The 22618-nt window shown below is 49.6% G+C and carries 10 protein-coding genes and 3 riboswitches; of the genes, 2 read left to right on the forward strand and 8 right to left on the reverse strand.

Features of this window, described 5'->3' with window-relative positions; all coding sequences use genetic code 11:
* Positions 1-41: 41 nt before the first annotated feature.
* The 5 genes from ACSFXJ_RS16115 to ACSFXJ_RS16135 form a co-directional block, all read right to left on the reverse strand.
* Entirely contained in the window at positions 42-686 is a 645-nt protein-coding gene (locus ACSFXJ_RS16115; protein WP_435921348.1) for a class D sortase, read from the reverse strand.
* 152 nt (positions 687-838) lie between these two features.
* The gene (locus ACSFXJ_RS16120; RefSeq protein ID WP_435921349.1) at positions 839-4672 is read right to left on the reverse strand and encodes a collagen binding domain-containing protein; all 3834 of its coding nucleotides are present in this window, start codon (positions 4670-4672) and stop codon (positions 839-841) included.
* Between the two features lie 279 nt (positions 4673-4951).
* Positions 4952-6312, reverse strand: a protein-coding gene (locus ACSFXJ_RS16125; protein WP_435921350.1) for an IS1182 family transposase whose coding sequence is annotated in 2 segments (ribosomal slippage) — positions 4952-5742 and positions 5742-6312 — 1362 coding nt in all. Because the reading frame shifts where the segments join, the coding sequence is not laid out codon by codon here.
* Between the two features lie 156 nt (positions 6313-6468).
* On the reverse strand, positions 6469-7638 hold the full coding sequence (locus ACSFXJ_RS16130) for a response regulator (protein ID WP_435921351.1): 1170 nt from the start codon (positions 7636-7638) through the stop codon (positions 6469-6471).
* A 155-nt stretch (positions 7639-7793) separates the two neighbouring features.
* Complete coding sequence (locus ACSFXJ_RS16135) at positions 7794-9986, reverse strand: alpha-galactosidase (protein ID WP_435921352.1); 2193 nt, start codon at positions 9984-9986, stop codon at positions 7794-7796.
* A 548-nt stretch (positions 9987-10534) separates the two neighbouring features.
* Positions 10535-10625, forward strand: a riboswitch (cyclic di-GMP riboswitch).
* Positions 10626-10725: 100 nt separating this feature from the next.
* Positions 10726-10812, forward strand: a riboswitch (cyclic di-GMP riboswitch).
* A 95-nt stretch (positions 10813-10907) separates the two neighbouring features.
* Between ACSFXJ_RS16135 and ACSFXJ_RS16140 the strand changes: the two genes are divergently transcribed.
* Positions 10908-11561 carry an anthrax toxin lethal factor-related metalloendopeptidase gene (locus tag ACSFXJ_RS16140; protein ID WP_435921353.1) on the forward strand — a complete coding sequence of 218 codons (654 nt, stop codon included), beginning with the start codon at positions 10908-10910 and terminating at the stop codon, positions 11559-11561.
* Positions 11562-11622: 61 nt separating this feature from the next.
* Here the strand turns inward: ACSFXJ_RS16140 and ACSFXJ_RS16145 are convergent, their stop codons facing one another.
* The 3 genes from ACSFXJ_RS16145 to ACSFXJ_RS16155 form a co-directional block, all read right to left on the reverse strand.
* A complete protein-coding gene (locus ACSFXJ_RS16145; protein WP_435921354.1) occupies positions 11623-17817 on the reverse strand; it encodes a MucBP domain-containing protein in 6195 nt (2064 codons plus the stop codon).
* Between the two features lie 149 nt (positions 17818-17966).
* Positions 17967-18054: riboswitch (cyclic di-GMP riboswitch) on the reverse strand.
* Between the two features lie 267 nt (positions 18055-18321).
* A complete protein-coding gene (locus tag ACSFXJ_RS16150) occupies positions 18322-19404 on the reverse strand; it encodes a DUF4349 domain-containing protein (RefSeq protein ID WP_435921355.1) in 1083 nt (360 codons plus the stop codon).
* Positions 19405-19560: 156 nt separating this feature from the next.
* Positions 19561-21339: an ABC transporter ATP-binding protein gene (locus ACSFXJ_RS16155; protein ID WP_435921356.1), complete on the reverse strand. Its 1779-nt coding sequence runs from the start codon at positions 21337-21339 to the stop codon at positions 19561-19563.
* Between the two features lie 142 nt (positions 21340-21481).
* Here ACSFXJ_RS16155 and ACSFXJ_RS16160 point away from each other — a divergent pair, with 142 nt between their 5' ends.
* The gene (locus ACSFXJ_RS16160) at positions 21482-22402 is read left to right on the forward strand and encodes an AraC family transcriptional regulator (RefSeq protein WP_435921357.1); all 921 of its coding nucleotides are present in this window, start codon (positions 21482-21484) and stop codon (positions 22400-22402) included.
* The last annotated feature ends 216 nt before the right edge of the window (positions 22403-22618 follow it).

Raw genomic sequence — 22618 nt, forward strand, 5'->3', positions numbered from 1 at the left:
TTGAGGCAAAGAAATTCAATTCCTTTCGATGAACGAATCGTTTAAGATTCCAGCTTGGCTTGGACAATAAGACGGTGAGTAGGATTTTTTAAAGGATGGCAAGTAATTAAAGTAAGTATTTGGTCACTGTCCGACCCGTTCAGAACGGAAACGTCGGTCGGCTTTACGACTTTCTTTTGATACACCGTATAGTTATAAGTTTCGGTTGCAGTCCTTATTTCGATCTTATCCCCGATTTCGACTTCATTCAAGCGGTTGAACAACCGTCCTCCCGTTCTGGCCCGGTGAGCGGCGATCGCAGCGTTTCCGTTTCCGCCCAGAGGCGCGGTTTCGGACATATGGGCCGCGGCATGCTTCATGTTTTTTTTCGTCGCTCCTTCCAACACGGGGAGCTTCAGGTCAATCTTTTCAATCTCAATCGTTGCGATCGAATCTCCGACCTCGGCCAAAACGTTCGCCGAATCGGCAAGCGCCTCCTCGTCCGGCTCTTCCTCCAATATACGTGAAACCTCGGAGTAACTCTCGGCCAAATTCGCCGGAATATCCTCGCTTTGTGATGCGGTTTGAGCGGATTCGGCCTCACGGAGCAAATTGGCCTGCTCCACATCCGCTCTCCATTCGAACCACTTGGGCGCTAACAATACGATCAAACCTAAAATTATGAGGAAATAGGATAGTTTTCGCATGGATCACCTTCGGAAATATCTATATTCATAATTTAATATAGTTCAGTGAACTAGACAAATTCTGAACAAGCCCGAGTGTAAGGCAAAAAAAGAGCGTTTCCGAACATCATGGCTCGGAAACGCTCTTCGTTTTAACAAGTTGCTTTTCAAGCTTACGCTTTCTTTCTGCGATGCTTCAGTCGCAACGCGAGTCCCAGTCCCATCAGGGCGGCACCGGCCAATTGCAGCGGCAAATGGCTGGCTTCTCCCGTTTTAGGGAGCACCTTCACCCCATTGGCTCCCGACTTACCTTCATCGGAACCTGAGTTATCTTTGACTTGCCCTTGCGATTCTCCTCCGTCATCCTTTACCCCATGCTTGGACGGATCCTCTTCAGGCGTCGTGCCTCCATTCGACGGGTTCGAATCGGAAGGAGGCGTGACGACCGCTTCACCCTCATCCGCTTCTTCTTGTTCATCGGAAGGCGTTGTCGGCGGGGTCAACGGAGTTTCCGGCTGCCCGGAATCGCCGCCATTCCCCGGATTGCTAGGATTTCCCGGGTTTCCTGGGTTTCCCGGATTGCCCGGGTTTCCTGGGTTTCCTGGGTTTCCTGGATCTCCTGGATCTCCCGGATCACCTGGATCTCCTGGATCACCTGGATCACCTGGATCTCCCGGGTCTCCTGGATCTCCTGGGTCTACTACAGGTTTCTTGCTATTCAATACCGTGAAAGTATAAGTATCGTTCGTTTGGACGACATTTGCATCAATCGTGATCCGATACTCTTCTTCTTCCATAACGTAACCTTCGGGTGCTTTCGTCTCTTTCAAGACGTAGTCCCCGTACGGCAGTCCGGCGAAAGTTGCCGTACCGTCCGCCTCGGTCGTCAATGTTAGAGGCGCGGATTGCTGATTCGCATCCTGGAGAACAAAAGTGGCTCCTCCCAGCACGTGGGTAGTATCCTCTTTATCCGCCTTCACAACTTTCAAATGCCCGACCGGTTCAACCGGATCGGTTTGTTTTGCATTCTCGACTTCAACGCGTTTTACTCCTCCGCTTTGCTGCAAGGTGCTGTCGATCACGACTTGAAGCCCTGCGGGATTAAGTACATAACCAATCGGCGCTTCCGTTTCCAGCAAAGTATAAGTGTCATAACGCAGTTTGGCAAATTCGACGGTACCGTCGGCTTCCGTCGTTTTCTCCCCAATGACTTCGCCTTTGCTGTTCACCAATTTGAATTTGGCGCCAGACAGCTTGAGGGCCGAATCGTCCGCGTCCACTTTGGTGATTACAAGGGCTCCCCGAACTCCGGAACCCGTACCGGAACCGGAAGACACGCGAATTTCGATCGATTTCTCGGTTTCGCGGGTGCCAACCGAAACGCCTTCGCCGATAAATTCGACCTGATTGGTCACTTTCTCACGGTCGACGGAAACCGCAATTTCCGAAGAATATTTCAGGACATACGCGCTATAGATTTCCGAAGGGAGCACAAGCTCGAAACTTTGGCTTCCCGTTTGGTCGTCTGTTAGGAACGTCAATTGATACTTATCGCGCTCCAGCAAATCGCCTTCCGAAACATTCCCCGAGTTATCTACATTTGCCTTATAAAGCTTGAAGGAGTCCTCGATCAAAATTTGATTCGGGCTCGGCGTGTCTATAATTTTGCCGTTTTTCACATAGGACTGTCCTTCGTTAATTTTGATCGTCCAATTGATGTTGTCTCCGTCGCGAACCCCCTCCTTGCTCACGTACACTTCACCGTTCGGAATGGATACCGATGCGTCCCAATTCCATGGTCCATTCGAGCCGGTTAGTGTAGCCCTGTTAGGTATAGATTTCGCGACCAAAATTTGGTCCAGCTTCGTGTCAAAAGTGATCCAGCGCGGCGAATCGATGTTGCCGAGATCAATGGTAAGCTTACCGTCGACGTAAGTGATTTTGCTCGGGTCGAGCGGGATTTCCGTCCCTTTTACCGGATTCCCGTCTTTGTCAACGGTCATGTGATAAACATGAACGCTGCCGCCCACCAAGGTTTGGCCGCTCTGCAGCACGTCCGTCAATACCGCGTTGTCAACGGTATATCCGTTATAATTGGCGTATACGGTCCAGGTGAGTTCCTTTTTGGAAGGCTTGTATTCTCCTTCTTTTTTCCCGTTCTTCACCGTATAGTCATTCGGATAAAAACTCGCCTGTTTCTTTACCGGCTGATCGTATTCGCCTTGCTTTTCAACCCAATCGAGCTCCGCCGTATTCAGGTAAGTGGACTTTCCGGGAGTAAAAATCGTTTTGTAGGTAATCGTATACTCCTCGTTAAATGTCCCGGCGAAGCTGAGCTTGAAGCCTTCCCCCGGTTTTGGCGCATGAACGGCAGGGTTAATCGCAGCACTTGAACCCGATGATTTAACCTCAACGCTACCCGGAACGAACGTCAATCCGCCTCCGGTAAACGTATCCTCGATTTCAAGATTGGTCATCGGCTGTTTGTCGCTATTCACGACAATTTCCCAAGTAAGAACCTTTGTGCTGTAATCGGTGAAAATCAACGACTTCACACCGATGCCGCTTTTAAACGTATAGCGGGCTGAATTTCTAGTTTCCCTTTTATTTAATGATGAATACACATCATTGGTCACCGTGAGATCTTGATATAAACGGCCGATCGCCTTTGTTTTGTATTCGATATTATAGGCGGAATCAATGCGGTTTCCGAACCGCAACGTAAATCCGTTCTTCCCGCCAACGGAAGAATCTTTGACCTCTGCAACCGAATATTCATTCGACGGTACCTCGGTGCCGTCCAGCCGGTACACTTCGACAGGTCCATCCAAGAGAACCCCGTTGTTAAAACGGTCTTCAACCACTGCCTCAGCAGGTTCAATCGTCTTTTCCCCGTAATTGTACTTGATTCTCCAGGCTACCGTTTGGCTGACTTGATCGTAGGTCCCGTTCAGCGCTTCCTTTGAAACGAGCGGCACGCGCGTTACGTTTACGGTCTTGTCGGCATTGGCAGAAACAGCGTTGTCATCCGTCACTTTTGCCTGGTTCTTGAAACTCGTTTTAACTTCATCCTTCACAAGGGTCGTGTACTTGATCCGGTATGCCGATTGAACCTCGGTATCGTGAAACTGAATTTGAAAGGCTTTACCGCCGGCATCGGGAATAACCGTGAAGTTCCCCTCCGATACGGTGATTTCCGCGCCTTCGTCCGGTTCCCGATCCACATTGGCATTCAGCCTGTAGACCTTAACGGAAGCCGGGTCCAGTTCCAATCCATCCTCGAATCGGTCCGAGACCACAGGACGCGACAGTTTGTCCAGGTTCGTGTTCACATCCAGCGTCCAATCAATTTTTTGTTCTTTATATGCCGTTCCGTCTTTCTTCAGCAGCTTGCCGCCGAACGGCTCGAACATCACTTTAGCCACTTGCGTTCCGCCGCGGACTTCGAAGGCGATCGGAACTTCCACGCTGCCTTTGATCTTTGTCTGGCTGAATTCCGTATTGATTTCCATCGTTCCTTTGACTTCGGAATTATTCACGTTCGGGTTAAACACGATCGTGACATGTCCATCGGTTTCCACCGTGAATTCCCCGATATCGGTACCGTCATCGATGACCAGCGGGCTGACAATCTTGTTGTAGATGGTAAACTCCTGCGGAATATCGAATTCAAACTTGTCCCCGGCTTGATAGGTATGGCTGTTATCCAACGCCCATTCGTATTCGATCCGAACCGGATCTCCAGGCTTGGAGCGGTCCGTACGGTTTGGGTTGTAAACCGCATCGATTACGGTATTGTTTTGATCCAGCAGCCTAACCTGCTTAATGATGCTTTCCTGGTTCAGTGCCATCAGCATGGCGGGGCCGTACGTGGCATCCGTGACGCTTACCGTACCGGCCGAGGGCCCGGACGAGGCATCCTGATTAGCGGTGACCGTCCCTGCTCCCCACAACCCCTGGAGAAGAAGGATTAAGGCCATCGCCAGCGCAAACATTTTTTTCTTCATTGTTCGGTTTCTTCACCTTCCTTTGTTTAACTTGATTTCCCAGAGTGAACAGGCCCAAGCCGATTGTCCGCTCCATTCGACAATTCCCGCATCGCCGCCTAATTATAGTAAATGCTGGAACTGGACAAATTCTCTACAATTTATAATAGTTCGCCATCATGAAAAGGAATAAAAAAAAGAGCCTAAGAGGCCCTCAGATTGTCGAGAAACCCACGTCTTTGAGACGGTGGGTTTCTCTTTTTTATTTGCAGTGTACTCTCAAGGTTTATAAAGAGGGGATCATCCCCACTTTTCCAGGCGATCCAGATGGATCGCCATCTTCTTCATGTTCTGCACAGCGGCCGTCATCAAAGCTTGTTCTTTGACGTTAGCCAATCCGCGTAAACGGCAATAGCGAAACCCATGGAGCTCTTTGGCATCCGCGAAGCTTCGCTCAATCGTTTCTTTTCGTTTGCGGTACAACTGTTTGCCGTCACGGCTCAGCCGGTTGTTTCGTACCCACTCTTTGCTGTCCTCCCATACGTGACGGGTCAACACCTTTCGGTGGTTACGGGAATGAGTGCATTGCGCAAGCATAGGACATTGTTTGCAATGCTCCGGGTCCGACGCATACTGTCGGTAACCCTTTCGGTCGGTCGTCCGGTATGTCAGACGGTGCTCTGCTGGACAGATATAAGTGTTGTTTTCGGCGTCGTAAATAAACTTCCACTTCGGAAATAGGCCTTGCTTGGGGTGAAATCTCCGGTGTGCAATCACTGCAAAAATTTTTCGTTCTTGTAAACCACGGCAAATCGGCGTCGTTAAATAACCCGAATCCAGCGCTACAGCTTCTACTCGAAAACCAAAACGTTCTCTCTGACGGTCTAAACGAGATAAATACGGAACCGAATCATGGACATTTCCCGGCGTGATGTGGACATCGGTAATGAGATTGTATTTGAGATCCACCGTCCGGTGGTCGAGATAAAAGAACCCTTCTGGCTTTCCGTCACGAACCATATAGCCGCTCTCTGGATCTGTGGTGCTCACTTTAATTTCCTTGGTTTCACTCACTTCCTCTCGCTCTTTTAGGGCTTTTTTCCATGCGCTTTACGGTCCTCCGTGACGGCTCCATTGAGTTCGTCAATATAGTCCTTGGTGTTTTGCAGAACTTCCTGCTTGGTATATTGGTGCTTGTTGGCGTTGGCTTTCACATGAGTCGAATCGGTGATAAGTACGCGTCCGCCCACCATTTTATGTGAAATGGCTTGGAGAACGATTTCATCAAAGATCTCTTGAAAAATATCCGTATCCTTAAAGCGAGTTCGCCGGTTCCAGCTAATCGTCGAATGGTCTGGGACTTTATCGGTCAGGCCCAGACCCAAAAACCAACGATAAGCCAAATTGGTTTGAACCTCTCGTTCCAACTGGCGTTCGGAGCGAATGCCATAAAAATAGCCGAGAAAAATCATCTTAAACAGGATGACTGGATCAATGGCCGGGCGTCCATTGTCCGCACAATACAGGGGCTGAACCTTTTTTTCAATAAAAGAGAAGTCGATATACTTGTCTACTTTACGCAGCAAGTGATCTTGTGGAACCAGTTCTTCGATCGAAACGAATTCATAGCTTTGTTGTTTTTCCCGATTAGATCTCAGCACCAAAAACACCATCCGTTCATGAGTAGTTACATATATTATACAACATTAACGCGGTGCCGTCTTAAATTAATTGAATCAAAAGAAGGCCGTCGAGACTTTCTCGACAGCCTGAGAGCCTAAGAGGCCCTTTCCTTTTACAACTTTCAATTTTCTATGTCAGCTTCCCACGGATTGGATCCGATCGTCCGAATGAAAATTTCCCGCCCAGTTTTGGTACCATTCGGATATGTACCCGCTCGGCCGTACGTTTAATTCTTTTTCCAGAACATGAGTCAATGCCTGGTATTGGCGCTCCACCAAATCCTGATTTCGTTGCGATGCGAAAATTTTCATCAGCTCAAAATGCGCCTTCTCTTCTTGGGGATGCAAGGCCAGCATATTTTGGTAGCAAGAAGTCGCTTTGTCCAAAATATGATTATTCACATACCAATCCGCAATGGCGTATGACGCGTCGAGCCAAAGCTGCTTGTAACGCTGGCTTTCGGCTTCGGACCACCAATAACCGTACTCCTGCAAATAGTCCCCGGCATATTTTTTCATGAGTTCCAAATAATCGTCCAAGGTGTTGGCGGAGACAGGAGGAAGCGACATCAACTCGTTCTCCCATTCCTCGATATCCAGACAGGTTTGTTCCAGCTTTAAAATATAACCTTCCGTCGTATTCGCAATCTGAATATTTTTCCCGAAAGGCTTCAACGTCTTGCGAATATGATAAATGGTCGTATAGAGTTGAGAATAGACTTTTTCCTGTTCGTAACCGGACCACAGCAAATCCGTCAACGTGGATTTACGAACCAAACGGCCCCGGTGCTGGAGTAAAAACAAAAACAATTCCTGGGCCTTGGTCGTTCTCCATTGCAAGAGCGTCCTTTGACCCGGCTCCAATTCGACGCTGAATTGTCTGAACATATTAATTCGGAAACTGGAAGCCGCTTCTTGATCCACGGTATTCACTTGCTTGGAATCGATGTTTTCCCGGATCCGGTTCATCGTCTTTTCGAGGCGCTCCATGCGGAGCGGCTTAAGTATGTAATCCAGTGCATTGAGTTCGAAAGCCTTGACGGCATACTCGTCATAAGCGGTTACAAAGACAACATGCGTCTCCGGCCTCAATTCCAAAATTTGTTCGGCTAATTCTATCCCGTTGAGTTCAGGAAGATGAATATCAAGGAATACAATATCGGGCTGACGATCAATCGTTTCCTGCCGGCCTTCAAAGGGGTTCGTATATTTACCAATGATTTCTATATCCATTGCCAGCTTCAGCAATTGTCGTTCCAAATAATCCAAAGCCAGCCGTTCGTCATCCACCAGGATTACTCTCATAGACTAGACTCCTCAACCTCATTTATCTATATTCATTATTTCCTTGGTCTTTCTCTAAAGGATAGCATATTTTGCCGCTATAAACCAAAGAAATCTCGAACGGTGACGTTCAAGATTTCTTTGGTTGCATCTATGATTCTACCGGACTTGCAGCTTCAACGGACAGCCTTTAGTCTCACCCACATGCTGGCAAAATCGCCGTGAAGCATGGAAACCGGCAGCCCGGCAGCCATCAAACGGTCCCCGCCGAAGATTTCCCCCGACGTCTCCAGAAGGTAGTCCTTATCCGGATCAAGACCCTGCAATTTCACGTTTTTCAGAGGCGCATTCGGTTCGGCCAATACTTTGAAGTAGAACCAAAGCGCTTCATTCCGGTCGGGGCTGACGAACATCCACGATGTTTCGTTGCCTTCGAACGGACTGAGCAAGCGGTACAAATCCCCTTGCTGCACCAAACCGCGGATTTCCTTATAGGCAGCGATTTGACGCTTGGCGATCTCCTTCTCCTGGTCCGTAAACTTCGTTAAATCCAGTTCATAGCCGAAATTGCCGGACATCGCCACATCGCCTCTGAATTCTAGCGAAGTCGTCCGCCCGACCTGGTGATTCGGCACGGCGGAAACGTGCGCACCCATCGTGGATACAGGATAGACAAGACTTGTTCCGTATTGGATTTTCAAACGCTCCACGGCATCGGTATCGTCACTCGTCCATGTCTGAGGCATGTAGTACAGCATACCGGGATCGAATCTGCCTCCTCCGCCCGAGCAGCTTTCGAACAAAATATTCGGGAATTCCGTCGTTAATTTCTCGAGCAGCTCGTACAGCCCAAGAATATAACGATGCGCCGTTTCCTTTTGCCGTTCGGGAGGGCACAAGGCCGAACCGATTTCAGTCATGTTCCGGTTCATATCCCATTTAACGTAAGAGATCGGCACCGTCCTAAAAATGTCGCTAAGCCGTTCATGCAAATAAGATCTTACGTCCTCCCTGGACATATCGAGGACAAGCTGGTCCCTGGCTTCCGTCCTGCGGCGGTCTGGCACATGCAGGCACCAATCCGGGTGGTTGCGGTACAAATCGCTGTCCGGGGATACCATTTCCGGCTCTACCCACAGACCGAATTGAAGACCGGTTTTACTCACCCGTTCCGCCAGATCTTTAAGTCCTTCAGGCAGCTTGCGGCGGTCCTCGAACCAATCACCGAGCGAGCTGTTGTCCTTGTCGCGCCGGCCGAACCAGCCGTCATCCAGAACGAACAGCTCGATACCGAGTTCGCTGCCGGACTTCGCGATCGCTTCGATCTTATCGGCGTTAAAATCAAAATAGGTCGCTTCCCAATTGTTGACCAGGATCGGCCGCTCCCGATCCCGATGTTGTCCGCGGCATAACCGGGTGCGGTATAGACGATGATAGGTCCGGGACATTCCGCCCAAGCCTTCATTCGAGTACACCATGACCGCCTCCGGTGTTTGGAAGCTCTCGCCAGGCTCAAGCAGCCAGGAAAAATCGAACGGATTGAGACCGATTTGAAGACGTGTCATCCCGAACTGCTCGACTTCCGCTTCCGCGACGAAGTTACCGCTGTAAACGAGGCTGAAACCGTAAACCTCTCCCTGGCGTTCATTCGCATCCGGACGCAGCAGTGCGATAAACGGATTTTGCTGATGCGAGCTGGAGCCTCTACGGCTCGATATGCCCGTCAAGCCGGGGGCAAGCTTTCTCCGTTGGACATGCCGCTCCCTGGCCCAGGCGCCCGACAAATACAAGCAATCGAATTCCGAATCCCGAAAATCGAGCGAAGCGCTGAGCGCCCGTTCCAGTTGGACGTTTACGTTACTTTCGTTGACGAATCTAGCCGATCTTGAGATGGCGCTTTCTTTTTCAAATACCGTATAACTCAAAATCACGCTTACTCCCGCAAGCTCATCCCAAAGCTCCAGCTCCAGCGTTTCGGCTTCCCCGTCCTGCTCGGCATAAACGGCAGGCAGGCCCGTTAACTGCGGCTTCCCCGGAATGATCCGATGCGATTTGTAAACAAGCTCGGTTGCTCTCGTCCCGTTCGCAAGCTTCACTTGATAGGCCGGGCTGCGGAAGTCGCTCGTCCCGTATTGCGGATATTCCTGCGGCAGCGTATCGAGAGAAATGGACTTGTCGTCAGATACCGGGTTCGGACTGAACGAGGCTCGCTCCTGAAAAGTCAGCATGCCCGCCAAATGACTGTCATGCCGAAGTTTCGGGCCGTAGTATACATGGGCGGCATAACCCCGGACAAGTTGAATAATGTAGCTCGAATGTTTAGTTTGCAGATGGAACAGGTCATGCTGGTCATCGTAAAAAATCGGCATGAGTAAATCCTCCTGAAATATTCTAAAATCGGTAATGTCTCACCTTATTCTACTATGTTAACCAGAAGGAGTAACGTTAATAAAGTGATCTTCTATATGGACTTTTGTGCTCTCTTGCAAAAAATAGTTCCTCCTCCCCATCCCGTCAAATAACCCCGGATTTTCTCGTTCTCCCCCCAATCTCCGTCCCGGTTGTTCTGCAGCATTCTACATATGAGGATGCAAAAAAACGGCGCAAATTATAGCATTTTGCTTATCTTCTATCACTCTACCGGTTTTCGGAACGATGCCGGAAGAAATATCTGCAACTTTCCATCCCTGCCTTACGGCCGGACCTCGTTTGTTAACAAGTCTGGAAGACTATACTTTATCCCGAACCGGCTTGAAATATAGACGAATAGTAATAATTTTGAGCGGAAATTCAGGGACTTCCAATCCACCGTCAAGATTACGACAAATTCTTGCAAAGAACTGTTGACTATCTAGTCTATTAGACTTATTCTATTAGTAGCTAGATTGATATATTTACCAAACCTTTAATATCTTCTTATTGATAAAGGCAAACCTATCGAAAGATAGGGACGCAAAGCTACAGGGGTTAAGGCGATGAAAACTTCGCTATGCCAGCCAGTTACCGATAGAGAGGCCCAACGTTTACGTTGTTTGGCGACTTCTTACTTCGGTAAGAAGTTTTTTTGTTTACTCAAATTTGCTAGTATATCAATTTTATCCATTTTCATATTGAAAAAGGCAAATCCATCGAAAGATGGGGACGCAAAGCTATAGGGGCTACCACGGGAAACCGTAACGCCAGCCAGTTGCCGATATGGAAGATTCGCGAACATACGCATGTATTTCGTTCTTCCTGACTCGGTTAGTCACTCAACCATGCTGAGTAACTGATATCCAGGGGGAATATATATGAAACGTGTATTGTATTTCGCGATGGCGATTTTTTTGGGGATGAATCTTCTGACCGCTCAAGTATATGCCGATAGCAGCCATGATCTGGTCGGGGATATCGCCGTTCTTCCTCAAGGGGATTATAAACAAAGCGAAGCCGATAAAATGTTGGATCGTCTTTCCCAAATTCCTTCGACTTTGCTGCAAGGTTTGAAAGACCAAGGCGTCAAAATCAAACTGGTGAACGGCAAAATTACCGACGAGCCTGAATTTGCACAATATAAAGGCGTGACTCCAAGAGGTTGGGAAAACACGGGACTGACCTGGGACGATGTACCGGGCGTTAGCTCGAACGTTGTCATCGTCAGAATCGGATACAGCAACAAAGGCAAAGGCCATAACGGTCAAAACCTGGAGCTGCACGAAACATTCCATGCTATTGACCGGCTTGTCCTGAACAACGTCAGCTCTTCCCCCGAATTTTTGGATGTTTGGAAGAAGGAAGCAAACAACGATTATGAGGGAGACGGTTATGTATCGGTTTACTCGACCGAATATTTCGCCGAGACGGCTACCTTGTATTTTTACAGTGAGAAGACTCGCAATCACCTGAAAGAGGCAATGCCTTTAACGTATGATTTCTTGGACAAGCTGTTTGCGAATGCCGAATAGAGTAAAAACAAAGCTCCCTTCCGGTCAGTTGCGCTAACCGAAAGGGAGCTATTTTCATGTTTTAAGGATAGACGCGGTTTGGAAGAACTTCTTCCCAAACTTCGACGGTTGCCTCTTCTTCTCTGGAGTATTCATGATGATTTGTGGCTTCAAGGATTTCGTAATAGTACCATTTCCCATAAACGTTATCCGGCCACAATTTGGCATCCTCATGAATTCCGTCCTTATCGACTTTTCTGTTCAACACGCTGTTGATGAATGCGGCGGCTTCAGCCCGGGTAATGTACTGATCCGGTTTGAATGTTCCGTCCGTGTATCCTTTAATCCAGCCTTTGTTGGCCGCGGAGACGATATATTTTTCCGCCCAGTGCCCGGTGATATCCGAGAACGTATTGTTCGGCTGTTCGTTCAGCTTGTCGAAGCGGGAAGCGATCGCCGCAAACTCGGCTCTCGTAATATATTGTCCCGGTTTAAAGGATCCGTCGGGATATCCTGTAATTACGCCCGCATTTTCCATCGTGGCGATGTGCTTGTTGGACCAGCGCGTTCCTGCCACATCAGAGAAAGAATGGGTCGTTTTCAGGTATTCCTTGCGGCTTTCATCATCAAGCAGCCTGTAGAAGATGGCAGCCACTTCTTCACGGGTAATGTTATTCAGCGGCTTCACGGTACCGTCGGGATACCCGTTGATATAGTCATAATGATTTTCCGTCTCCAGCTTAGGCGGCACAGCCGGCAGCGGTGGTAACGCAGGCAACGGCGTTATGCTCGAGGAGTTATTGTTATTGTTGGATGAACCGTTACCTCCTCCCGGGTTGGACGAATTTCTAGTGTAGTAGAAAATAAACTCTTGGCCTTCAAGTTCCGTGAACGTGTAGGACGCCGTAGTTTTCAACGGGGTGTAGCCCGAAATGGAAACCGCCGTCAGAGTTTTCGTCTCGCCCGGTTTACCCGTTACCGTTGTCGGTGTCGCAAGCTGCTGAGTCGTACCGTTCAGCAGGTACTTCACGGTGACTTGCCGGTCGGCCGGAGCATTTTTCGTGTAATAGAACGCGTAACTTTGGTTCGGTTCGCCGTTAAGCATATACACGTCATTTGCTTTTTCAGGCGTGTAGCCTTGAACTTCCTTCGCGGTAAGTTTTACGCTTTCCTCAACCCGGCCTTTGATGATAGTTTCCTCGGCCAGTACCGCATTCGTTCCTTTTTCCAGATAAGATACGGTGAGCTGCACCAGATCGACAGGCTCGCCCTTGTTGTAATAGATCGTGAACTCTTGTTCAGGATCGAACGAAAGCTCGAATCCATATTCCAACTGTTCCGGATAATAAACGGCATCGGTGACTGAAATCGGTTGAGGATGGACGATGAGCGTTTTTCCCCCAATTCCCTTTTCGACCGTCGGGTCGATCAGAGCCTCCATCGTCTCTCTGTCCACATGGTGGATAGTTACGTAAAGTTCCAATTCGGATTCGTCTACCGAATAATTGAAGACAAATTCCTGAATCGGATCTTCGTTGAACGTATAAGTTGCTTCATATACGTGCGGTTTGTACACCGCGCTCGTTACCGTATCCGTGTAATCCTGAGCCTGAAGCGTGATGGTTTCCCCTACTTTGCCTTCACGTTTGTCTGCAGGCAGCAGATCCTTACCGGTAATTGTATCAACGTATCTTACCGTCAACACCCGATCATTAACAGGAGCGTTTTTGGTGTAGTAGAACACGTGCTCGTTGCCTTCCGCTTTAAACGTGTACTCATACGTCGCTTCTTCCGGGGTGTAGCCCGGTACATCGACCGCTTTGAGCGTTACCGTTTCACCGGTAGCTCCTTCCACGCTTGTCGCTTTGGAAAGCTCGTCGCCTGTCGCACGGTCCACATACTTCACGGTCACGTTTTGCACGTTCGCCGTGTAGTAGAAGATGTGCGCTGGGTTCTCTACTTCCAGCGTGTAGTCCACTGTTGCTTCGCCGACTACGGTGTAACCCGCGATCGATTTGGCTTCCAGCTTCAGCTTTTGGCCAGTTACTCCATCCTTGGTTTCAGGTTCGGACAATACCTTTTCCGTGCCTTCTTCCAAGTACTGCACGACCACGCTTTGCTTATCAGCCGTGTAGTAGAACACATACTCGTTGCCTTCCGCTTTAAACGTGTACTCGAACGTTGCGTTTTCCGGGGTGTAGCCCGGAACTTCAACCGCTTCGAGCGTTACCGTTTTACCGGTAGCTCCTTCCACGCTTGTCGCTTTGGAAAGCTCGTCGCCTGTCGCACGGTCCACATACTTCACGGTCACGTTTTGCACGTTCGCCGTGTAGTAGAAGATGTGCGGCTTGTTGTCCACGCCCAGCTTGTAGTTCACCGTCGCTTCGCCGACTACCGTGTAGCCTGCGATCTCTTTGGCTTCCAGCTTCAGCGTTTCATCGGTCACGCCGTTCTTGGTTTCAGGTGGGGACAATACCTTATCCGTGCCTTCTTCCAAGTACTGCACGACCACGCTTTGCTTATCAGCCGTGTAGTAGAACACATACTCGTTGCCTTCCGCTTTAAACGTGTACTCGAACGTTGCGTTTTCCGGGGTGTAGCCCGGAACTTCAACCGCTTCGAGCGTTACCGTTTTACCGGTAGCTCCTTCCACGCTTGTCGCTTTGGAAAGCTCGTCGCCTGTCGCACGGTCCACATACTTCACGGTCACGTTTTGCACGTTCGCCGTGTAGTAGAAGATGTGCGGCTTGTTGTCCACGCCCAGCTTGTAGTTCACCGTCGCTTCGCCGACTACCGTGTAGCCTGCGATCTCTTTGGCTTCCAGCTTCAGCGTTTCATCGGTCACGCCGTTCTTGGTTTCAGGTGGGGACAATACCTTATCCGTGCCTTCTTCCAAGTACTGCACGACCACGCTTTGCTTATCAGCCGTGTAGTAGAACACATACTCGTTGCCTTCCGCTTTAAACGTGTACTCGAACGTTGCGTTTTCCGGGGTGTAGCCCGGAACTTCAACCGCTTCGAGCGTTACCGTTTTACCGGTAGCTCCTTCCACGCTTGTCGCTTTGGAAAGCTCGTCGCCTGTCGCACGGTCCACATACTTCACGGTCACGTTTTGCACGTTCGCCGTGTAGTAGAAGATGTGCGGCTTGTTGTCCACGCCCAGCTTGTAGTTCACCGTCGCTTCGCCGACTACCGTGTAGCCTGCGATCTCTTTGGCTTCCAGCTTCAGCGTTTCATCGGTCACGCCGTTCTTGGTTTCAGGTGGGGACAATACCTTATCCGTGCCTTCTTCCAAGTACTGCACGACCACGCTTTGCTTATCAGCCGTGTAGTAGAACACATACTCGTTGCCTTCCGCTTTAAACGTGTACTCGAACGTTGCGTTTTCCGGGGTGTAGCCCGGAACTTCAACCGCTTCGAGCGTTACCGTTTTACCGGTAGCTCCTTCCACGCTTGTCGCTTTGGAAAGCTCGTCGCCTGTCGCACGGTCCACATACTTCACGGTCACGTTTTGCACGTTCGCCGTGTAGTAGAAGATGTGCGGCTTGTTGTCCACGCCCAGCTTGTAGTTCACCGTCGCTTCGCCGACTACCGTGTAGCCTGCGATCTCTTTGGCTTCCAGCTTCAGCGTTTCATCGGTCACGCCGTTCTTGGTTTCAGGTGGGGACAATACCTTATCCGTGCCTTCTTCCAAGTACTGCACGACCACGCTTTGCTTATCAGCCGTGTAGTAGAACACATACTCGTTGCCTTCCGCTTTAAACGTGTACTCGAACGTTGCGTTTTCCGGGGTGTAGCCCGGAACTTCAACCGCTTCGAGCGTTACCGTTTTACCGGTAGCTCCTTCCACGCTTGTCGCTTTGGAAAGCTCGTCGCCTGTCGCACGGTCCACATACTTCACGGTCACGTTTTGCACGTTCGCCGTGTAGTAGAAGATGTGCGGCTTGTTGTCCACGCCCAGCTTGTAGTTCACCGTCGCTTCGCCGACTACCGTGTAGCCTGCGATCTCTTTGGCTTCCAGCTTCAGCGTTTCATCGGTCACGCCGTTCTTGGTTTCAGGTGGGGACAATACCTTATCCGTGCCTTCTTCCAAGTACTGCACGACCACGCTTTGCTTATCAGCCGTGTAGTAGAACACATACTCGTTGCCTTCCGCTTTAAACGTGTACTCGAACGTTGCGTTTTCCGGGGTGTAGCCCGGAACTTCAACCGCTTCGAGCGTTACCGTTTTACCGGTAGCTCCTTCCACGCTTGTCGCTTTGGAAAGCTCGTCGCCTGTCGCACGGTCCACATACTTCACGGTCACATTCTGCACGTTCGCCTTGTAGTAGAAGATGTGCGGCTCGTTTTCCACGCCCAGCTTGTAGTTCACCGTCGCTTCGCCGACTACCGTGTAGCCTGCGATCTCTTTGGCTTCCAGCTTCAGCGTTTCATCGGTCACGCCGTTCTTGGTTTCAGGAGCGGACAATTCGTTTTCCGTCCCTTTCTCCAGGTACTTCACCACCACGCTTTGCGCGTCGGCCGTGTAGAAAAATGTATGAACCTGATTCGGTTCCGACGTAAACGTATAGTCCACTTTATCCGGTGCAACGACGCTATAACCCGCAACCGGCAAAGCTTCCAGAGTTACTTTTGAACCAGGGAGACCTTTTTGTATCGTGGATTCCCTAATTTCCTTATTCGAGCCCTTCTCTACATATTTTACCGTCACCGTCTGTTCGACCGCTTCCGCATAACCGAACCATACGACAGGCGAAGGATTGGTTACGGTGATGGTCACAGTTCGAGGGCTATCGCCGACTTGATGCTTGAAACCGTCAACCGTTTTTGCCTGCACGGAATGTGTAGAGCCGATCTGTAATGCTTCCTTGCCGTTTTGATCTTTGAAGGTTTCACTATAAAGCTGTACTGCGTATTCCGGTGCTTCCACTTCTTTGCCTTCGGCATTGACCGGTTTACCGTTCGCATTGACCTTATAGCCCTTCACGAGAATGGAACCTTTGCCGACACTTACTTTCGGCACCTCAAATTCCCTCGTAACGTTCCGGTTGTTTACGTCCGTGTAATCAATCGTTGTCGTTCCGTTCGTAGGGTAGAGGACGTCAGAAACCGGGTTTTTGGATTGATCCATGATTACTGTGTAAGTAAAAATAGCGGGCTCGCCCTCGGCAATATTGCCGACGTCCCAAGTAAACTTCTCAGCGGCTGCGTCCCAAGTAACCGAACCTTGGGATACGGTGTAATCTTCCGGACTAATTTTCGCGCCCTTCAGCTTGAGATTGAACATGTCTCCCATCGGGTCGATCACTTTTGCGTTTTGCGCCGCGTAGGAGATTTTTCCGGCCATTTCACGGAAAATAGTGTTCAATTCATCGCTGCTTGCGGAAAAATAACCGTCGCTCTGAACATCCTTCAGCACTTTAATCGCATTGCTGTTGTTGGAAACATCCAGCCCGACCGAGAAAATTTTAAGCCCCGCCGCTTTGGCGATTTTTGCTTCGGAAATCGTGCCGATGCCGTTATCCTTTACTTTGAAATTATTAAGACTATAGGTGTCGTTTTTGCAAAAACCGAAGAAACAATCATAGTCTACAAAAGCAAAATTTCCGCCAGTACCAAGGATTTTTCCATAATCAAATTTGTTTATGGAGTAATTATAGCTGTTATTCGGCCAACTGAAACTTGAAGCTTCCGTTCCTTTATAGCTGTACGTAGGCTCCCCGTCGCTTAATACGACGATAATTTTATTTTGAGCCGAACTACCGGCCAAAAGTTCACGAGCTTGTTTCAGCCCCGCCTGAATATTGGTTCCACCTTCGGCATTAATGCCGTCAATGGCGCTCTTTAAGGATTCCTTCTGCGTTGCTCCTTTAAAGTCGGACACGAGAGACGATGTTTTATTGAAGGCAACAACAGCAATCTTATTGGAAGATTCGGGCAACAGCAAATTATCCACGAATTTCTTAGCCGCTGTTTTTGCATTAGCCAATCTATAGTCCTTATCCCAATAGCCGTCCCTATTGTCCATACTCCCGGACTTATCGATCACCAGCACGACATCCGAGCTTGTTTTAAGGTTTTTCCCCTCGGCCTTGAGCGTAATTTTCCACTCGCCGGGGTTCCCCGTTGGTTCAGCGGTTTTGCTCAGCTGGATCGCGCCGGGATTCGGCCAGACCGGGTCTCCCGAAGTCGTTCCTGCTCCCAGGGCCGTCAAAGGACTCGCAAAGAGCGATAACATGCATAACCAGGAAAATACAATCTTTAACCCGCGTTTCATAGGTTCCTCCTCATTTTTTCATGAAATTCCTCCCTTTCAGGCACTGGTTTTCTACCCTCCTTACTGTTGGGTATTTATATATCTCACGGACAAGTCCGTTGAGAACCGGGGAAAACAAAAAAGGCTGCATAAACAACGTATAGTCATTGTTATGCAGCCGGACGGTCATCAATCCATCGATTATTAGACTCCAAGGCTTTGCGACCTAATCTTTCGATTAGTGTGCCAAATATGAAGTTGTTATAGTTACAAAGTCCTGTTTCGTTTGATATGTAATATATCACTATTAAGTATTTCCAATATATTGTATCTGAAAATCGTTGTCAACTGATGAGAATGATAAATATATCATATTTTTGGGAGAAGACAAAGTGTATAATTTTTCGCCATACTTTTCGACGTTATGTTGCATGAATAGACAATCGGTCTGAAGACCTATCTATCTACTCGAACAAAAAAGCCGGAAGACGGCCCTTTCGCCGCCTCCGGTCATAAAGAATCTATTTATCGGAAATCATCATCCTCTTCCTCGTCATATGATTCTCTATTCGTCTTTTCCAGGGATCTTTCAGCCGAACGTTCCGAATTACGGGATCCCCCCTGACTCGATCCTTTCCTCCGAGCCAGCCAGACAATAACCCCAATGACAACCGCAATCGCAAGTACCGGAAGTGCGCCGGCAATAATTACGACGATCCACTGAAACATGACGGAAATGACTTCAACGCTGCCCGTTAATGCATTTTGAGCGCGTTTTAAAAGAGGTGCTTGAGCTGCATTTTTTTGAACCAGCGAATTGTCATCGGGTTGATACACCCGGATTTCGATCGTGGAGAACGATACATTGCTGTCAATATAACGCATGCGTCCCTTGATCTGTTCAATTTCCGTCTGAATTCGCTCGAGTTCGTTGACATACTCGACCAATTGGGTTGTTTTCGTTGCTTCATCGATGAATTTCAAATATCTCTCTTCTGTTGCCTGTTTGACTTTGAGCCGGGATTCCAGGTCCACATATTCCTCGGATACATCCTGTCCTTGAATGCTTTGCTGCAGGGATTCGGGTTTGATGTCCTCAAGACGGTCCAAGAATGAGGAAAATCCGGACGCCGGTACTTTCAAAATAAAGGTTCCGCCAAGTTCATGAGAGCTTTCCTGCTCCGAGAATTCCATGATATATCCGCCAGCCAGCGTAATCAAATTGCGGATTTCGGATTGGGCCTTTGCGTAGTCCGCCACTTCCATCACCACATTCGCGCGGTAAATCAGCTTTTTATTCAGGCCCGTGGCCGGATCGGCCCCCTGAAAACCACTGCGATCAGCGGCAGACCGGGCCGCTTCTTCTCCGGATGGGAGGGCGGCGCTTCCTGCCGAACCGTCGGCAGTCGCCGCTTCACTTTCCGCCGCAGGTACCTCCATACTCTCGGTTTTGGAGTCGCTGACAGCCTTATCCGCGGAAGAAGACGTGCTTTGATAACTCCCTCCGTCCGCATCATCCGCCGAACCGCCGCTTCCGCACCCGCCGAGCAGTATGGTCAAGATTAGCGTTAAACTGAATAATACCGCCCATTTCCTCCATTTTTTCATGAAATCGCCCCCTGTTTCAGATCATTGTTTGGTTAAAAGTCGATCCGTTTGAAATTCTGACGATTCCAATGTTTGGAAGGTTGCACATATTCTCTTATGCAAGCAAAAAGACACCTCCCGTCTTGTATAACTTTAGAGGCGTCTTTTTCATTTCATTCACAAATTTTTCAATTTATAGAACTCGCCTTTCAACGCTAGCAATTCATCGTACGTTCCCGTCTCCACGATGTTTCCCTTCTTCATGACGACGATCCGGTCGGCGTTCTTTACCGTGGAGAGCCGGTGGGCGACGAGGAACGTCGTTCTGCCCTTCATCAGCTGCTCCATCGCCTGCTGCACATGTCGTTCCGACAAATTGTCCAGCGCCGACGTCGCCTCGTCAAGGATTATGATTTTAGGATCGCGGATCAGTGCCCGGGCGATCGCGATCCGCTGGCGTTGGCCGCCGGACAGACGGCCGCCGTGCTCGCCGACCGATGTCTCCAGGCCGTCCGGCAAGGCGTCGATGACATCCTGCAAATTGGCCATCCAGATCGCCTCCCGGATTTTATCCTCGGTAATATCGGGCAATCCGTAGGTAATATTTTCCCGGATCGTTCCCGAGAACAAGATGTTGTTCTGCAGCACGATCGCCAGGGATTGGCGGTATCTCGACATGCTGAGCTCGCTCATCGGGATGCCGTCGATCTTGATGGTACCGGATTGCGGTTTGTAAAAGCCGATGATCAGATTCAATATCGTCGACTTGCCAGACCCTGATTCCCCCACAAAAGCGATCGTCTCCCCCGGCTTGACATTCAACGTGAAGCGATCCAGCACATGGCGGTCGGAATCTTTGTATTTAAAGCTCACGCCCTCAAAAGAATAGGACCCGTGGATAGTGTCGGGCTTCAGCCGCCCTTTGTATTCTTCGGTCTCCTGGGACAGCAGCACTTCGGTAACCGAATGCAGCGATTCCATACCTTTGACCAGGTTCGGATACACGTTCAGGATCGAACTGACCGAGCCGGTAATCATGTTGAAAAAGCCTTGATACATGACGATGTCGCCGATTTCCATGTACCCCAGATGGGATAAAAACGCAGTAAAAAAAAGACAGCCTACCTGGAACAATTGAAACACGACCCAGCTCGAGGAACCGAAATACGCTTCGACCACGTCGAGCCGGTGTCCCCGTTCCCGGATATTTTGCAGGGCCGAGTCGACCTTGCGGATCTCCACATCCTCCAGACCGTGGGCCCGGGTAACCGGGATCATTTCCACCGTTTCCGACACTTTGCCGGACATCTCCTCAATGTTGCGGCGAACTTCCCGGTTGCGCTGCGACATTTTGGAGCGGAAGAAACGAACGAGCATGATCGAAGCCGGTGCCATAAACACAAAGAACAAGGCTACGATCCAGCTGTTGTACAGCGTTAGTCCGATCACGATGATGAGGTTGATCGCCGCCGGAATGATCGACATCAACATTTGCCTGGACAAAAAATCGATCGCTTCGACGTCGCGAAGAATTTTAGACTGCAGCCGCCCCGCGTTCATATCGCCGTGGTAACTTAGCGAAAGCTGCTGCATTTTGCGGACTAAGGTACTCCGCAGCCCCGCTTCCACGTGTCGTACGGCTTTGGATATGTAGCTGATATGGAGCGTGTGCATCGGGATATTTTGCACGATCAAAAAGGCGATCACCCCCAAATTGATCCAAAACTCGGCCATCGAATGCCGCTCCGGATAACTTACGATGTTGATAATATTGGCCGTAATGATCGAGAGCACCCACGTGGGAGAATGCTTGATCGTATAGAACAACGCAGACATGGCCACATTGCCGGCATGATCCCGGTATAATCGGGCCAGGAGACTGAATGGTTTGATTTTTGCTCCCCGTTCGCTTTCGAACACCTTGGAGTAATCCAAAGTGGATTCGGTCTTTGCCATAGGATTCACCCGCTTTATCGCTTATGATAAAAGAACAACAGTGTTTAGTATAAATCCCCGGGCCCGCTTTCTCTATAACATATTCGGTCCCGTTACTACATAACATTTAACCAAATCGGACATCAAGGAGCTGTTTTACACCATGAGCGCTATGAATATTTATCCGGAAAAGCTTTTTCCCCACTTCAGATCGGAAATCTGCCTGTTCTCCCCGCATACCCGGCATGTCGGGAAAGGATGGATTTGCGGACGTCACGTTCACCATACGATGGTGGAGCTGATGCTCGTCCTAAAAGGCAGCCAGACAGCGATTCTCGGCGGAACGGAATTTGAACAGCGTGCGGGTGATCTCATTGTCGTGTCGCCGATGCAGGTACATGATTTTCAAACACGGCAGTCGGAAGGGGCTGTTTTCTTTACGATGCATATCCATCCGGAGGATCCGGAGTTTCTGCAGCTGATGGGAGTGCACAACGAAGGTTACTATCCCGCAGGACATCCGTTAAATGAACAAATAGTGCCCGGGATGCAACGGTTAATGGAGATTTTGTTCCGGAAACCCGAAGCGAAAATCCGGCTGCTCCGCGAGCTTTACACGATACTGGGGCATTTGCAGGACCATTACCTAGATGTGGTTAACTCGACGTTCGCTCCGGTTCCTTTCGAACTTCCGGCCAAGATTGCGAAGGAGATTCAGTCGATGGTCCTGAAACGGGAGGAAGCGGGCGAAACGGTTTTGGAGAAATTCGGGGATCCCGCCGGAGACTGGCTGGAGAATATTTCCCGCAGACTCGGCTTGAGCCGGAGACACTGCCACCGGATTTTCAGGCAAGCGTTCGGGATGCCGCCGCGCGAATACATGATGGTGCTTAAACAGCAGGAAGCCATGTATATGCTGGTGACGAGCAACGATTCGATCGAGACGATCGCGTACCGGATCGGCTACGAGAACGTCCAGAGCTTCAGCCGCCAGTTCACCGCGTGGATGGGATGTACGCCGAGCATGTACCGGAAGAACCATGCGGACCAATGCAACCAGCTCACCCCGATGGATGCGGTGTGATGAGACCGGTGAGAATGTTTGTTGAGAAATAGGGAGCATATGCGTAGTAATGTGTGAGAACGTATGGCGACAACCGGAACTGAGCAGCTTGCTCGGTCAATTTATCCATTTGCCGGTTAACCGGCAAATGGATAACTAATGTATACGTCGGCGTAACTAAAAAATAAATGCTGGGTCTTTGTAACGCACGACTGATTACGGAAAATGCATAGTCAC

This window comes from Paenibacillus salivarius (assembly GCF_051307165.1).
Taxonomy (GTDB): Bacteria; Bacillota; Bacilli; order Paenibacillales; family Paenibacillaceae; genus Fontibacillus.